This window comes from Rhizobium sp. 05N49, from assembly GCF_056396805.1.
This window is the reverse complement of the sequence record NZ_JBFTME010000005.1, coordinates 38,338-53,232: the sequence shown is the minus strand read 5'-3', so window position 1 is coordinate 53,232 and position 14,895 is coordinate 38,338. Positions and strand designations below refer to the sequence as shown.

General features: G+C 59.1%; 17 protein-coding genes and 1 pseudogene. 8 read left to right on the top strand and 10 right to left on the bottom strand.

Annotated elements, in window-relative coordinates; all coding sequences use genetic code 11:
- Positions 1 to 5: 5 nt before the first annotated feature.
- From AC1DF8_RS12180 to AC1DF8_RS12155, 6 genes are all read right to left on the bottom strand, one after another.
- Positions 6 to 389, bottom strand: a complete 384-nt coding sequence (locus AC1DF8_RS12180; protein ID WP_112542656.1) for a hypothetical protein — start codon at positions 387 to 389, stop codon at positions 6 to 8.
- Positions 386 to 1,246: a DODA-type extradiol aromatic ring-opening family dioxygenase gene (locus AC1DF8_RS12175; RefSeq protein ID WP_113212768.1), complete on the bottom strand. Its 861-nt coding sequence runs from the start codon at positions 1,244 to 1,246 to the stop codon at positions 386 to 388. Before AC1DF8_RS12175 ends, AC1DF8_RS12180 begins: the two co-directional genes overlap by 4 nt.
- Before the next feature lie 37 nt (positions 1,247 to 1,283).
- Positions 1,284 to 2,474: a CoA transferase gene (locus AC1DF8_RS12170; protein ID WP_113212767.1), complete on the bottom strand. Its 1,191-nt coding sequence runs from the start codon at positions 2,472 to 2,474 to the stop codon at positions 1,284 to 1,286.
- A 9-nt stretch (positions 2,475 to 2,483) separates the two neighbouring features.
- Positions 2,484 to 3,296: a citryl-CoA lyase gene (locus AC1DF8_RS12165; RefSeq protein WP_478153739.1), complete on the bottom strand. Its 813-nt coding sequence runs from the start codon at positions 3,294 to 3,296 to the stop codon at positions 2,484 to 2,486.
- Positions 3,297 to 3,323: 27 nt separating this feature from the next.
- Positions 3,324 to 3,899 carry an NADPH-dependent FMN reductase gene (locus AC1DF8_RS12160; RefSeq protein WP_478153738.1) on the bottom strand — a complete coding sequence of 192 codons (576 nt, stop codon included), beginning with the start codon at positions 3,897 to 3,899 and terminating at the stop codon, positions 3,324 to 3,326.
- A gap of 120 nt (positions 3,900 to 4,019) precedes the next feature.
- A complete protein-coding gene (locus AC1DF8_RS12155; protein ID WP_112970530.1) occupies positions 4,020 to 4,835 on the bottom strand; it encodes an IclR family transcriptional regulator domain-containing protein in 816 nt (271 codons plus the stop codon).
- 119 nt (positions 4,836 to 4,954) lie between these two features.
- On the opposite strand from AC1DF8_RS12155, the gene AC1DF8_RS12150 reads away from it, so the two are divergent.
- From AC1DF8_RS12150 to AC1DF8_RS12130, 5 genes are read left to right on the top strand one after another with little or no spacing between them, the layout of a single operon-like run.
- On the top strand, positions 4,955 to 6,223 hold the full coding sequence (locus AC1DF8_RS12150; RefSeq protein ID WP_113145385.1) for an amino acid ABC transporter substrate-binding protein: 1,269 nt from the start codon (positions 4,955 to 4,957) through the stop codon (positions 6,221 to 6,223).
- A 46-nt stretch (positions 6,224 to 6,269) separates the two neighbouring features.
- A complete protein-coding gene (locus AC1DF8_RS12145) occupies positions 6,270 to 7,151 on the top strand; it encodes a branched-chain amino acid ABC transporter permease (RefSeq protein ID WP_113117546.1) in 882 nt (293 codons plus the stop codon).
- Positions 7,148 to 8,098 (top strand): branched-chain amino acid ABC transporter permease, encoded by a 951-nt coding sequence (locus AC1DF8_RS12140; RefSeq protein ID WP_478153737.1) that lies wholly within the window; start codon positions 7,148 to 7,150, stop codon positions 8,096 to 8,098. The genes AC1DF8_RS12145 and AC1DF8_RS12140 overlap by 4 nt, the downstream gene beginning before the upstream one ends.
- Entirely contained in the window at positions 8,095 to 8,808 is a 714-nt protein-coding gene (locus AC1DF8_RS12135; protein ID WP_183848857.1) for an ABC transporter ATP-binding protein, read from the top strand. The genes AC1DF8_RS12140 and AC1DF8_RS12135 overlap by 4 nt, the downstream gene beginning before the upstream one ends.
- Positions 8,801 to 9,535, top strand: a complete 735-nt coding sequence (locus AC1DF8_RS12130) for an ABC transporter ATP-binding protein (RefSeq protein WP_112970535.1) — start codon at positions 8,801 to 8,803, stop codon at positions 9,533 to 9,535. Before AC1DF8_RS12135 ends, AC1DF8_RS12130 begins: the two co-directional genes overlap by 8 nt.
- A 90-nt stretch (positions 9,536 to 9,625) precedes the next feature.
- On the opposite strand, the gene AC1DF8_RS12125 is transcribed toward AC1DF8_RS12130, so the two are convergent.
- Positions 9,626 to 9,859 carry a BrnA antitoxin family protein gene (locus AC1DF8_RS12125; RefSeq protein ID WP_112542667.1) on the bottom strand — a complete coding sequence of 78 codons (234 nt, stop codon included), beginning with the start codon at positions 9,857 to 9,859 and terminating at the stop codon, positions 9,626 to 9,628.
- Between the two features lie 404 nt (positions 9,860 to 10,263).
- Positions 10,264 to 10,371, bottom strand: a pseudogene (locus AC1DF8_RS12120) (helix-turn-helix domain-containing protein); the annotation flags it as partial.
- 409 nt (positions 10,372 to 10,780) lie between these two features.
- Between AC1DF8_RS12120 and AC1DF8_RS12115 the strand changes: the two are divergent.
- Together AC1DF8_RS12115 and AC1DF8_RS12110 are read left to right on the top strand one after the other, a co-directional pair.
- Positions 10,781 to 11,419, top strand: a complete 639-nt coding sequence (locus AC1DF8_RS12115) for a hypothetical protein (protein WP_478153903.1) — start codon at positions 10,781 to 10,783, stop codon at positions 11,417 to 11,419.
- A 333-nt stretch (positions 11,420 to 11,752) separates the two neighbouring features.
- Entirely contained in the window at positions 11,753 to 12,415 is a 663-nt protein-coding gene (locus tag AC1DF8_RS12110) for an NADPH-dependent F420 reductase (protein WP_478153736.1), read from the top strand.
- Between the two features lie 128 nt (positions 12,416 to 12,543).
- On the opposite strand, the gene AC1DF8_RS12105 is transcribed toward AC1DF8_RS12110, so the two are convergent.
- Both AC1DF8_RS12105 and AC1DF8_RS12100 read right to left on the bottom strand, forming a co-directional pair.
- Entirely contained in the window at positions 12,544 to 12,981 is a 438-nt protein-coding gene (locus tag AC1DF8_RS12105) for a hypothetical protein (protein ID WP_112970537.1), read from the bottom strand.
- A 261-nt stretch (positions 12,982 to 13,242) separates the two neighbouring features.
- Positions 13,243 to 13,779 (bottom strand): YqhA family protein, encoded by a 537-nt coding sequence (locus tag AC1DF8_RS12100; protein ID WP_478153902.1) that lies wholly within the window; start codon positions 13,777 to 13,779, stop codon positions 13,243 to 13,245.
- Positions 13,780 to 13,939: 160 nt separating this feature from the next.
- Here AC1DF8_RS12100 and AC1DF8_RS12095 point away from each other — a divergent pair, with 160 nt between their 5' ends.
- Positions 13,940 to 14,635, top strand: coding sequence for an MgtC/SapB family protein (locus tag AC1DF8_RS12095; protein WP_183848865.1), 696 nt, complete (start codon positions 13,940 to 13,942; stop codon positions 14,633 to 14,635).
- Positions 14,636 to 14,895 lie beyond the last annotated feature (260 nt).

Sequence of the window (14,895 nt, the reverse complement as noted above, 5' to 3'; positions counted from 1 at the left end):
AATCTTCAGCGTGCAGCCGCCTGCCATAGCGCAACAGACGGATAATCCTTGCCTGTCCAGTGCTGCAGTTTCTCGGCAAATTCCCGCTGGAAAGACAGCGGACCGTTCTTTGTCATGTAATCCTCGTCGTAGATGGCGATGAAGATCGTCAACGACAGGAAGAAATGCGCGCCCATTTCGAAGAGCGTGACATAGTCGTGCTTGATCAGCGCTTCGCGCTCGGCATCCGTCAGGAAATTGACGGTGGAGATTTCCGCATCGTTGAGCTTCGGTCCGATCGACTGCTCCCAGCTGGCGACCAGCGAGCGCGGATCGTCCTTATATCGGCGCAGCAGGTCGGGATCGCGATCGACGGTGAAGAGGAACTTGTTCACATAATACTTGCTCATGCTGCAGCTCCTTCGGGATACCAGGTGAAATAGGCCTCCATGGTGTGGAAGAGATCGAGATTGTCGTGATAGGCCGTCGGGATCGGCCCGGCGATGCCCATCATCAGGATCAGGTCCATGAAGCCATGGGTGGCGTTGCCGCTTCTCGTCATGCTGTCATGCGTGACGTTTTCGAGGATCGCTTCGATATTGCCGGTCGACAGCCATTCGATCGCCTTGCGGTCGAATTCCGGGTCGGGACCAGTTTCCTTGAACTGGCGCGGACCGCCAAGCTCCAGTGAAAGATGCCCGCTGCCGACGGCGGCGATACGCTGGTCCGAGGGATACTCGTCGATGATCTCTCGAATGGCGCGGCCAAGATCCCAGAAGCGTTTCGGTGAGGGCAGCGGCGGCACGAAGATATTGGTGTAGATCGGCACGACCGGCAGGTCGGCATCCGGCCGAGTGGTGATGATCGGGCAGATGATCGAATGATCGAGTTTCAGCTCATGGCTGAAGGCGAAGTCGAAGCCGCGGTCCATCAGACCCTGATGCATGAAGTTCGACAATTCCTCATGGCCCTCAAGCACATATTTCGGAATGCCGAATTCACGCTCCTCATTGTAGAACGTGGCGTCGTAGCGCGGTGCCTTTCCGATCAGGAAGGTCGGGTAGTTGTCGAGGAAGAACTGGTGGAAATGGTCGGCGCCGACCATGACCAGGATATCGGGCTTCGCACGGGTGAGCGTCTCACGATAGGCCTCGATCTTGCGCTTCCATTCCGGCGCCTGCGGCATCTGCTGCTCGGGCGGTGCCGTTGTCGCCTTCAGGTAAAAGGGATGGTGGGTGGTCGCAAGGACCGCTGCCAGGGTTGCCATGTCTCTCCTCCAAATATCGCTTGTCCATTAAGCCGTTTTATTGCGCCGCTGCCACCGGTTCCATTTCGCGGTTCAGTACCGGCCAGGCGCCGGGATTGCCTTTGAGCGCGGCGCGGATTTCCTCGCTGTGCTGGTCGACGATGGGCGCGGCCCGTACCGTCGTGGCGTGCTTGCCGTCGAAGGAAAAAGCCGGGCGCACTGTCTGCTCGGCGCCTTCGATGCGCCCTGCGACCGGAACGAACATGTTGAGATGCTGGGCCTGTGGATCGCCGACAACGTCAGGGATTGAGTTGATCGGTGCAAAAGGCACGTCGAAGCCGGAGAAACGCTCCACCCATTCGGCCCGCGTCCTCGTTGCGAAGATCGCATTCAGCTCGGCATTCAGCGCTTCATAATTGTCGATGCGTTTCAGGCGTTGCGAAAAGCGTTCGTCTTTGGCCAGTTCCTGCCCGCCGATCGCCTCCACCAGTGCATCCCAGAACTTGTCGAGCGAAGAGAGATGGAAGGCGAAGAGCTTTCCGTCCTTGCAGCGGACGATATAGGCCTGCGCGAGCCGCGGCCGATCGACGCCGCTCGGTTCTTCGCCGAGCGCGAAATAGCCCATGTAGGGTTCGACGGCAAAATGCATCATTGCCTCGATCATCGAAATGTCGATGCGCTTGCCCTTGCCGGTTCGACCGCGCTCGACGAGGGCTGCGGAAATGCCGAGCGAGGCATAAATGCCGGTGATGGCATCGGCCAGCGCCGGCCCTATGAAGCGCGGCTGCTCGGGATCGATGGAGACACTAAGGAACCCGCTAACGGCCTGGGCGACGGAATCATAGACCGGCCGCTGCGCGTATGGACCGTCGGGCCCGAAGCCGCTGATCGAGCAATAGATGAGTTTCGGATTGATCTTCGACAGCGTCTCGTAATCCGCGCCGATACGGGCGGCAGCGCCTGGGCGGAAGTTCTGGATATAAACATCCGCCTGGGCGATCAGCTGATAGAAGACTTCGCGATCTGCATCGCTTTTCAGATCCAGCCCGATCGCCCGCTTGTTGCGGTTATAGGCCTGGAAATGCGCGCTGTAGAAGCCGGTCTTGAAGCTGCGATAAGGGTCGCCGTTACCTGCGGATTCAATTTTGATCACGTCAGCGCCGAGATCGGCGAGCATCATGCCCGCGCAGGGCCCGGTGATGAACGTGCCCTGTTCGACGACACGGATTTGGTTCAAAGCAGTCAGCATTTCCGGATCCTAATTCTCGTTCGCAATGAAACCCTCGGGCGCGGGACCGTCATAGTCGATGGCGCCGGCGGCAGCGTGGGACATGATGAAGCCAATCGGACGGGTCTGCTCTTCGAGCAGGTGCCCGATAAGGCCGGCTGTTCGGGCCAGAAGCGGCACGCCCTTCAGCGCAAGAAGTGGATAACCGGCATCGAGCAGCACGCATGGGATGGCGCTCGATACGTTCATCACCAACGACTTTCCGATGATATCGGGAATGAGTTTCTCGACCGTCTTGGCGATCTCGCAATGTATGCCGGCGAGGCCGAGATCCCGGGCGATCTCAAGCAGCCGCTCGGCGCGGGGATCATGCCCCTTGTGCAGCGGATGGCCGTAGCCGGGCACCGGCTTCTTGTCTTCCCTGTAGCGCCGCAGCAGCTTTTCGGCCGCAGCCTCGGTGGAACCACCGTTTGCTTCGCTTTCCTGGCGCACGTCGCGAAAGAAGGCACCGGCCGATTCAGAAGCACCCAGGATCACCGAACCGCAGCCGAGAAGACCGGCGGCGACCGCTCCCTGAACGGCTTCCGGAGAGGCGGCGAGCGTCATTCGGGCCGCCTGCACGCTCGGGACGAGACCATGTTCGGCGATTGCCACAAGCGTGGCATCCAGCATGCGGCGCTGCTTTTCGTCCGGCAGCGAACCGGCCACGAGCAGCCAAGTATAGTCGATGAAGGAAATGGAGCCCACGAGGTCTTTCACGAGGTCGTGGCCCCGGACGATGATCGTCTCCGGGTTCGAGGTGCAGATCGCCTGATAGGGCTGTGATTGCTTTCCGATTTTCATGCTGAAGTCCTTGGGTTGGTTCCCGTGTCAGGCGGCCGCGCTCTTCGCCGAAACGAAGCGGCTGACCCAGAGATCGAACTGATCCATGTAGAGCTGCAGGAAACGGCGGGTTTCCTCGTTCGTCATCTCGCCCTCAGGCGTGATGAGACCAGGGTAGAGATGGATGAAGGCCTCGGGCTGTCCCATGACGGCGATGTCGAGACAACCGAGAATGGCGCGCAGGTGCTGCTGGGCGGCGGCGGTTCCGATGCGCCCGTAAGAAGCGCCGGCGATTGCGCCCGGCTTGCCCGTCCAGACGCTGGAATCCCGGGGCCGCGAAGCCCAGTCGATGGCATTTTTCAGCATGGCCGAAATGGAGCGATTATGCTCGGGCGTCACGAACAGCAGCGCATCGGCGCGCTTGATCTGGCTCTTCAGCCGCTCGACCTGCGGCGGTGTGCCGGCATCCAGAACCTCCTGGTCGAAGATCGGCAGGTCGCGGATCGTTACCCAGTCGAACTCGACGTCGGGCTTGGCAAGCTTTGTCATCGCAAGGGCGAGCAGTCGGTTGAGGGAGGCAGCCCGTGCACTGCCGACAATAAGGGCGACTTTCAATCGCGTCATAAGCTCCTCCCGAGGCCCTATATTCGTCTAGCGAATTTATATTCGTATAATGAATTTCGAAAAAGGCAGGTGTCAAGCCCCGGCGTCGAGCCCTGTCAAAAAATACGGCTGGAGATTTGTTTAGCGCCCGGGTGCGGCGGTCGGCGCCAGCGAGTGCAGGAGCGCCGGGAAGCGGGTAAAAAGTTGCGAGAGCCGGTTGGCGGCCAGCCGCATTTCCGGCAGCCGTTGAGCGATCAATTCATCCGGTGTGAGCCGCGGCGTATAGCCAGAACTGTTGATGGAACAGACGATACGGCCGGTACTGTCCTTCACCGGCACCGCGATTGCCGTGATGCCGTAGTCGAGTTGGTCGACGGTGATCGAATAGCCTTTGTTGCGGGTCTCGACGAGAATATCGCGCAGTTCCGCTTCGTCGGTAATCGTATAGTCGGTGAGCTTGATCGGATTGTAAGCCTGAAAATAGCGCTCGATCTCGTCGTCCGGCAATGCTGCGAGCAAGACACGGCCCATCGACGTTGCATAGGCAGGGTAGGTGACACCGAGGCTTGCATTGCGACGTACGCCACGGCTTTCAGACAGATGGGCGATATAGAGAACATTCGTACCATCGAGGACTGCCATGTTGGCCGCATCGCCGAACTGCGTTGTGATGCGATGAAGTTCGGGGGTAACCGCCTCCTCGACATTGAAGGCGTTCAAATAAGCGGAGCCGAGCGTCAGAATACGCGGGGCCAGCAGGAAATGTTTGTTGTGGCGACGAATGAAACCGAGCGCCTCCAATGTCAGCACATTGCGGCGGACGGTGGCAATCGACATGCCGACCTTGCGCGACAGTTCCGCCAGCGTCATTTCCGGATCATGCCGATCGAAAGCTTCCAGAACGGACAGGCCCCTAGCCAGCGCCTCGACAAATTCGGGCGAATTGCTGTCGATCATCGGAATCCTCCTGCAGCTCCTATTTTCGTTCGCACACGGGATTGACAAGCGCAAGAGCTGCCGCCTATCGTTATGCGAATATTTATTCGTCTAGCGAATTTTCTTGGGAGGGAAAAACGATGAAGACAAGGCGTGAGTTTCATAAGCTCGTGGCCGCAACCGCAGCCGGGCTTGCGGCACCTGCCATTCTCGGAGGCAGAGCTTTCGCACAGGACAAGCCGATCCGCATCGGCGCCAGCGTTTCGCTGACAGGCCCGCTCGCCAGCACGAAGAACGGGCTGATCGGTTACGAGCTCTGGCGTGATGACGTCAATGCCGCCGGCGGTCTTCTCGGCCGCAAGGTCGAGCTCGTCACCTATGACGACCAGAGCAGCGCGGCAAATGTTCCGGCCATCTATTCCAAGCTCGTCGACGTCGATGCCTGTGACGTGCTTTTCTCGCCCTATGGAGCCAATCTCTCGGCGCCGGTTATGCCCTTCATCAAGCAGCGCGATCTCTTCATGATCGGCATGTTTGGGCTCGCCGGCAACGATGTCGCCCGCCACGACAAGTTCTTCCACAGCGGCCCCTGGGGGCCGAATTCCGGCCGAGACTGGGCGCGCGGCTTCTTCGATCTCGCCAAGGGGCAGGGTGTGACGAAGATCGCCATCATCAATGCCGACCTGGAATTTTCAAAGAATGCCGCCAAGGGCGGCGCGGAAGTCGCCAAGGAATACGGCATCGATGTCGTCTTCAACCAGAGCTACCCGCCGAACACGACCGATTTCTCCTCGATCATCCGCAACATCAATGCCGCCGATCCGGAAGCGATCTTCATCGCCTCCTATCCGGCCGACAGCACGGCAATCATTCGCGGCGTCAAGGAAATTGGCATTTCCGACAAGGTGAAACTCTTTGGCGGCGCCATGATCGGTCCGCAATATGGCGCGCTCCTGAGTTCGCTCGGGCCGGAGCTCAACGGTATCGTCAACTCCCATACGTTTGTTCCTGAACCGACGATGCAGACCTCGGCGATCAAGAGCTTCTTCGACCGTTACACACCGATCGCCGTCAAGCAGGGCGTTGATCCTCTCGGCTTCTATATCCCGCCCTTCTACTATGTCGCGGGTCAGCTCGCCGAAGCGGCGATCAAGGGCTCGAACTCGGTCGATCCGGCAAAGATGGCTGAATATCTACATGCCAACGAAGTCGACACGATTGCCGGCAAGATCGGCTTCAATGAGATCGGCGACTGGAAGGAGCGGCGGGTGCTGATGGTGCAGCTACGCGGCATCAAGGGCAACGACCTGGAGCAGTTCCGCAATCCCGGCCATCAGGTCATTCTCGATCCGCCTTCGCTGAAGACCGGCGATCTTGCCGGTCCCTACAATGCGGCGCGCGCCGGCTGATTTGTCAACCGATCCAGAGCCGGCTTAGGGCCGGCTCAAGGGCTCCATGATGTTTTCGATCGATATTCTGCTGAACGCCATCGTGACGGGCATTCTGCTGGGAAGCGTCTATGCAGCGCTTGCCCTCGGGCTCGGGATCACCTTCGGCATCCTTCACATCCCCAATATCGCCCATCCGACCCTGGTCGTGGCGGGCGCCTTCTTCGTCTATACCCTGTGCCAATGGGGGCTTGATCCAATCGTCGCAGCGCTGATCGGCTTGGTGCCGTTCTATCTTCTCGGCGTGGTGCTCTACATCTTCTATTCCCGTGTCTTCGAACGGCGGGGCAGCGCCAATGTGCTGCAGAGCCTGACATTGTTCTTTGGTCTGTCACTGGTGATCGAGATCCTGCTTTCGCTCGGCTTCGGCTCGGAGCTGAAATCGGTCAGTGCCTCCTATATCGGCTCCAGCCTGAAGCTCGGCCTTCTCACCATTCCATACCGGCTGCTGATCCCTGCACTTCTTGGCCCACTGATGATCGCGGCTCTCTCGCTCTATCTCGCTCGCACCAGTTCCGGGACCGCGATCCGAGCGGTCGCGCACGAAGAGCGGGCATTGTCGATCGCCGGCATCAATCCGGCCGCCGTCAAGCGGCATGCGTTCGGCATTGCGACGGCGACAGCCGTGATTGCCGGGGCGGCGCTTATCATGGTCGGGCCGATCGAACCCTTTGCCGGCCGCTACCAGATCGGCCGCGTCTTCGCGATCATCGTCCTCGCCGGCATGGGCTCGATTCCCGGCAGTCTGGTGATCGCGATCATTATCGGCATCGCCGAAGCACTTGTTGCTTCCTATCTCAATCCGTCCTGGGCTCCGGGCGTGGCATTCGCCATCCTTTTGCTCGGCCTTGCCGGACGTCCCCAAGGCCTGTTCGGAGGCGCACGATGAGCAAGAACTCCGCCCTCTTCCTCGCCGGAGCCTTCATCGTGCTGGCGGTTGGCTTCCTGATGCCGTGGCTTTTGAAGAACCCGTTCTATTTCTTCGTCGGTTACGTCGTGCTGCAATATGTGACGATCGCCACCGGCTGGAATATCCTTGGCGGCTACGCTGGCTACATCAATTTCGGAGCCGCCGGATTTGTCGGCGCCGGCGTCTATCTCTCCGCTTTCCTGTTTACGACCTTCGGCCTGCCGCTCCCGGTTCTCATCGTCGCAGCAGCTGTGGTCGGCGCCATCCTCGGTGTGCTGATGGGATATCTGACGCTTCGCATCCAGGGTGTCTATTTCGCCATCGCCACACTCGGTCTCGTTGTCGTTCTGGAAACCCTCGTACACAATATCTCAGCGCTCGGAGGTGCAAGCGGTATGGCCGTCTACGGGCCGCGCCCACCGGCCTGGAGCCCCGGCCCATCGCAGTATAATTTCACCGTCATGCTGGTGATCGCGGTGGCGACCGTCGCTCTTGCCCGCTTCGTCGAAATCTCCTGGATTGGCCGCGGTCTGCGCGCCGTGCGGGCGAGCGAAGACGCAGCGGAATGTTCCGGAGTTCCGACGCTGCGCCTCAAGCTGCTCGCCTGCGCCCTGAGCGGCGCCGTGCTGGCTGCGGCCGGCGCACCCTATCCCTTCTACACATCCTTCGTCGAGCCGGTCACTGCATTCAGCCTGATCATCGGGCTCAATGCCATCGCCATGCCGCTGATCGGCGGCACAAAGAGCTGGGCCGGACCGGTGCTTGGCGCACTGCTGCTTGCCTCCGTACAGCAGATCGCCACCGTCACCATCTCCTCCGAGCTCAACATCCTCTTCGTCGGACTGGTGCTGATCGCTTTCGTCGCCTTCGCACCCGGCGGACTATCCGGTGTCTTTGGCCGCAGACGGGAGCGAGCAGGGGCATGAGCGACATGGTCCTTTCCCTCAAGGGTGTCGAGAAAGTCTTCGGCGCATTCCGTGCGCTTGGTCCTGTTGACCTCGACATCACTCCCGGCGAGCGGCTCGGCATCATCGGGCCCAACGGATCCGGCAAGACGACGCTGATCAACTGCATCACCGGCGTCTATCGTCCCGACAAGGGCTCGGTGCACTTTCAGGGCCAGGATATTTCCCATGTGGAAGCCCACAAACGTGCCCGGCTCGGCATCTCCCGCAGCTTCCAGATTCCGCGGCCCTTTACCGGCATGACGGTGCTGGAGAACCTGCTGGTGCCGCTCGACTATTGCCATGTCGAAGGCAGCAAGCCCGAGCGCGCCCGCTCGGTCCTTGCAAGCGTCGGGCTCGCAAACAGGATATCCGACGCTTCCGAAAACCTGTCGCAGCTCGAATTGCGCAAGCTGGAACTCGCCCGCGCGCTCGTCGGCAATCCGAAGGTGCTGATTGCCGACGAAGCGATGGCGGGACTGTCCGAGGAGGAGATCGACGAGGTTCTGGCAATCCTCTTTGCGCTCAACGAGACAGGCGTAGCGGTCATCATGATCGAGCACATCATGCATGCGGTGATGCGCTTTTCGCAGCGGATCGTCTGTTTCGAAACCGGCCGCCTCATCGCCTCGGGTACCTCGGCCGAAATCGCCGACAATCCGCTCGTCCAGAAGGTGTATTTCGGTGAATAGACTGATCATCGACAATCTGTCCGCCGGCTACGGCGCGGTGGCCGTGTTGCGCAACGTTTCGCTGGAACTTAACGAAAGCGAGATGGTGGCTTTGCTCGGCATGAACGGCAACGGCAAGAGCACGCTGCTCAACTGCGTTCTCGGCTTCGTGCAGGCAAGCGCCGGCCGCATCCTGCTGGAATGGGATGGCAGGACGACCGACCTCACCCGACTGCGCCCACATGAAATCGTCCGCCTCGGTCTGTCAATCGTGCCGGAAGGACGACGGCTGGTGCCCAACATTTCGGTGGAAGACAATCTCAAGCTTGCGGGCAGCAATCCCCTGGTCAGTGCCCGCATGAAAGACAATCTCGCCTATTGTTTCGAGACCTTCCCGCTGCTCCTGGAACGTCGCAAACAGATTGCATCCACGATGAGCGGCGGTCAGCAGCAGTTGCTGGCAATCGCCCGTTCGCTGATGACGTCGCCGAAGATCATCATCATCGACGAGCCTTCGGTCGGTCTCGCACCGATCGTCGTGCGTGATGTGCTGAACGCCATCATGCAACTGCGCGAAAAGAGCAACATGACGATCCTGATGGCCGAGCAAAGCTTCCTGCAAGCAATCGACATATCATCGCGGGCCTACGTGCTGGCGCATGGCAGCATCCACCAGGAGTTTAAGCGATCGCAGGGAGAATTTGCTCATTCGGAGATACGCCGTGCCATGCTGGGGACGGCACATTGAGACAGCGTTTGGGGCCGCCAGTCGTAAAGCGGCCTGAAGCCGCGAAGGATCAGCTTCGCCATTGCCCAAAGTCGATTGTCCGGTCAGTGGCTAGCGTGTAGCCTCCATTGTCTTTCGAAGGGCCGCGTTGATGCGTTCCTGCCAGCCCGGTCCGTCTTCCTGGAAGAATGCCAGCACATCCCCGTCGATCTTGATCGAGACGGTCTCGGTCGCGACTGGAATTGCGCGTCGCTCGACAGGTGGTGCCGTTGTCTTCTTGGCCGGTTTGAACAGGGCTTCGGCGGCATCGAGTGGATTGACCGGTCTGCGTGGGGTCGTCGCCATTGATCGTTCCTTTAGTCGGGGAGTGAAGAGGGGAGGTTAGGTGACGGTCTAGTGTCGGTGGCTTGGCTGCGCTCGGACCCGTTCGCGAACCCATTGCATTCCATCAATTGCGGATTTACTCCCGTCGCCCGAGCGGATCGAGATGTCCGGGCGGACTCTTGCTCGCGCAGAACTGTCAGGTAACGGCGCCGCATTTCTCGTGCCTCGATGGCGCCGTCGACCCAGAGTTCGACGAGGAGCGTATATTGCGGATCAGCGTCGAGCGCAAAGCCATGTGCCTTCCATCGTACGACGACAAGCTCCGCAATCTCTTTTCTTCGGTGCATTACACCTCGCGTGACTTCTCGAAACCGAGCGCCGTTCAAATTGCCATAGCAGTGCGGCAAGTAAGCGAACAGCCGAAAATGCCGTCCGAGCTTCTCGGCAATGATCTCGATACCTAGGCCAGCCATTCGCCAGCGGGCGATCTTGCGTCGTTCATCCAGATCGATATGCGAATGGGTACGATCCATTGCGTCTTCCTTGCGAATGACAACCCACTGATATCATTCGCAAGTCTCTATCTTATGGAACCGAGGTGCGTCACCGCTCTTGCCCATCATGGGATACACAATTTTGCTCGCGCCCATGGTCATCGACGTCCACTGCCAGCGACCGCCCGGGCATCCGAAGCTATCCGGCGTTGATCCGCGTAAGATCGAGGGCCTTGTCATGACCGGCGACTGAAGGGCTTGTTTTTCGACTGTGACCACCGATGGAGCCCATATCGGCCGAGAGAGACCGGCCGACGTCAGGTCGCCACAATGATGGTGGTCCAATCGGTTCGTTCGGGACAGACGCAGGGTTCCCTCCTCGCTCGTCAAACGTTAGAAGGCCGGAGTTCGGTTGACGCTCGACCCTGCCCTTCCCATCTGCTGCAGTATGCCCAGAACAAAGACGAAAACCAAAGAAAGCGACGATCCCGAGCTGATCAGAGAATGGTCACTGCCGGTGGCTGCAACGCTTGGATCCGCTGTTCGGGTCAAGGGAATCCTTCAGGAAATCCGTTCCCGACTGCCGACCGCCGTCAGAAAATCGCTCGACATGCAGACCGGGGCACTGACCCTCACCATGCCCGAGACTGCCAGGGCGTCGTTCCGCGCGACCGCGTCGGTCATCTCCGAAGCGCTGGAGGACATTTCGAACCTTCCGATCATCCCCCGGGAGATCGAGGATATCCTGACGATTACAACTTCTGAAAGGAAACGTTGGCTGGAGGACGGCCGTCTGCCGAGCGCTGGAACGCGAACCGTCAGATTGCAGGGGCGAGCAAGAAAAATCACCTTCCATGTATTTGATCCCCGGGTCGTCGAAGACCTGCTCGACCGCGCCGCCGTGGACGAATGGCGAGAGGAAGAAGCTGCCGCAAGAGCAGAAAACCGCAGGCGCGCTGCACACCAGGCGAAACTGACGCGTTCTCGGAAAAAGAAGAATGCGCAGCGCACCGAAGCCGACATTGACAAGGCAGCAACAGAATTGAGCGGTTGGGACGACTTCGACAGCGACGGCCTGCTGCGTTAAAGGTGACCAATCAGCGAGAACTGAACTCGTTTGAGCCACGCTCGCGGCCTCAGCTCATCGAGCGTCGTCGCCCAGGTGCACGACAAATGCAGCCACAACAGCTCAGCGCAGCCCGAAGGAATGCCGGAACCAGCTGCCAGTGCCGAGGCGAAGGAGAGCTCCCTCGCAAAGGGGCCGATCTGCAAGCTCTTCGAAAGTGCTCTGCCTCTTGCACGCCATTGTGATCATGGCCGACCTGAAGACGATACCCTGGTACACTTGTCAAGGTTGCCCCTCGATCCCAGTTTCGGTGGCAAGGGCCACATCCGGTCGCCAGAAATGAAAGAATAGGTCATGAATATCGGAATCATTGGTGCCGGCCACATCGGCGGCGCTCTCACACGACTCTTGACGGCCGCCGGCCACACTGTTTTTGTCGCGAATTCCCGGGGCCCCGAGAGCCTAACTGCTCTCGCCAAAGAAACCGGCGCCAAGGCGGTAGCGGCTCATGAAGCCGCGCGCAGCGGTGAGATTGTTATCGTGACCATCCCACAAATCCGGGTCCCTGACCTGCCGCAGGATCTCTTCGAAAGTGTCGATCCGGCCGTCGTCGTCGTCGACACGGGCAATTATTACCCGCGCCAGCGCGACGGGAAGATTGCTGCAATCGAGGACGGGCTGACGGAGAGCCAATGGGTGGAAACACAGATCGGGCGTCCCGTTCTGAAAGCCTTCAACAACATCAACTGGAAGAACCTTCTCAACGACGGCAAGCCGTCGGGCTCGCCGGGCCGCATTGCGCTCCCCGTTGCGGGTGACGATACAAACGCCAAGTCGAAACTCATTAGGCTCATCGATGATATTGGGTTCGACGCCGTGGACGCCGGCAAACTGAGGGACTCCTGGAGGCAGCAGCCCGGCACTCCGGTTTACGGCACCAATCTCGATCTTGCGGGCGTTCGAGATGCGCTGTCCGAGGCAAGCCCGATACGCAATTCCGATTTTCTTGCAGAGTGATCCAATCTGGCGAAATCAGCCCGCGTTCGCCGCCGGAGATCGATCTTGACCTGCGGGCGCTGTGCTGTTCCCCCATACACATGGCCCGCATTGATCGAGCCGGGACACACACTGCCTGTTACTGGTCGTTAGTGAAGGGAACGCTTCACAACGGCCAGAAACAGATCCCCAAGCCGAACCCGATCTGCAGCCGCGGTGAACAGGATGGCCTCCAATCGGTGGGCCGAGAGCCTCGATCGTTGGTGGCTGGCGCTGGTGCCATGGCCTGGCTTGAGGCAAATTCGGCCGCCGATTCCCGATTGATATTGGGCCAGCGTAAGGCCTGCCCTGATTAACAGGGCGCGCATATCCGGGCGATGCTCGGCCGCAATGACGGTGCAAAAAGCCTTCACGAGCAGTCTCTTACGGACGGGCAGCTCGATTTCATCAATCAGCTGCCTGCCGATATCGCTCTCTTTGACTAAGTGGAGGTATTCGTCGACGACTGCATTTGCCTGCCCGAGTTCATCAGGCTCGTCGTAATCGCGACCGATGCGATGATAGTCACCTTCAATGATCAGGCCCATGACGTTCTCCTTGCCCAGAAAACGCGGGAAAATGCTGTTGGTTCACGGGGCTGCGCTGACCATCCATGCCGGAGATATCAAAGATACCGGCCGTCGCAGTTCGACCTGGCACGGCGGCGTATGCTGGACAGATCAGGTGACCTCGGTCGACATGTGTGGTGGGCCGCTAACACTGGTACGACATTGCGGGAACGAATGGAGCCTGCGGCTCGGAAAAGCTGCTCCACCCAAGGAGCAGCAGGTAACATCGCGGATGTGAATTTAGGAACCATCGGCGCTGGGAGTGGAAGCGGGTGGCTTTTTTTGAACCGAAGCATGCTCAGCGTCAGTGCCGTGTCCAGGCGAACCGGCGATCAGTCGCATTGCGCCGGCCAATAGCAGAATCGAGATCGGGAGGACCAACGCGTTCCACTGTAGCATCTGGTCAGTCTCGGCGACGAGTGTGGCGAAATGGACGACCAGATAGAGGATAATCATCTGGATGAAGAGATTCTTGAGTTCGGCGACACTATCGATGACCATCCAATCGGGCAGCGCCGCGCGTCGTTCGGGCGACAGATCGATGAGAAAGCCAAGCGCGATGGCACAGCCGAAGATGATAAGGACGATGGCAAACAGTAGCTTGTCCGTGGCCCGCATGACGGCCGCAATAACGGCAAGGTCCGGGTCGGTTCTCACATAGGCAARGGCATGCCATAATGTCAGCAGGCCCTCCCAAAACATCAAACCCGCGGCGGCAATAACTCCTATGGATGCAAGCGCCATGACGAAGCGTAACTTCAGCAGGATGTTTATCATGGTTTCTCCGATCGAACCTTCAACTTCCAATTCAGAGTAAGAAAGACGAGAGGATACTGGTTTCTTTCTGCACGAGGGTAAATGGTTTCTTGCAGTAGACGTCACTGACCGACGTCCCGGAAACTGGCGCCACTCAACCGGATAACATAGAGGCGACGATATGGACGCCAGCCAATCAATTCTCCTCAAACTGGTGATTGCCCTGCTGCTTGGAACGCTGATCGGCGCCGAAAGGCATTTAAAGCAGCGGAACTCAAATCTCGTAACGCATGCGCTTGTTTCCCTTGGTGCCGCATCCTATGCATCGCTTCCGAGCGCGATGGGCTTCGAATTCGATCTGCGCATGGGCGCTCAAGTCGTTACCGGTATAGGCTTCCTTGGGGCCGGTCTCATTATCCGCGACGGCACCAATATAAAAGGATTGAGCACGGCTGCGACTGTCTGGAGCACCGGCGCGGTAGGCGTCTTTGCTGGCTATGGGCAGCTTCTGCTGGCCGGCGAAGCGGCTCTTTTTATTGTCGCCTTCAATTACACGCTTCCAAAGCTTGGATCGTATATTGAAGCTTGGTCAGTGGTCGCACCAGAACAAGAGCTTATCTACGATATAAAGCTCAAATGCCCAACCGATCGTGAAATAGCCGTCCGTGCGACGCTGCTGCAATCGCTGAACGCCAACAAACTGCAGTTCCGATCGATAAAAAGCCGCCTATGCGATGCCGGCGACGGGATGGAAATCGAAGCAATCGTATTCACGAAAAACGACCAGGACAGCGTTGTCGAACAACTCGTGGCCCAGCTAAGTTTGAGATCGGACGTCGAACAAACAAGCTGGTCGAAAATCGATGAGACTAACTGAGAAATGAGAAAGTGCCCCTTGCAGTGAGCATGAAAAGACGGTGCACGAAATCCCCGGCTTTTGCCGCCTCGATGGTCAACTTCGCCGATGACGCCACCGGCATCTGGCCGGCACCAAATCGGTAGGTTCGCAAAGTCCAGCCGGCAAAAAGTCTTTGCGGAGCTCGAAGCCAGACGCGCGCGGGTACTGCGAACTCGCGATCGCCGGATGCTGCCCCCACGCGGCGAACGCTCAGAGATGTGCCTAATGCAACGCTGCCG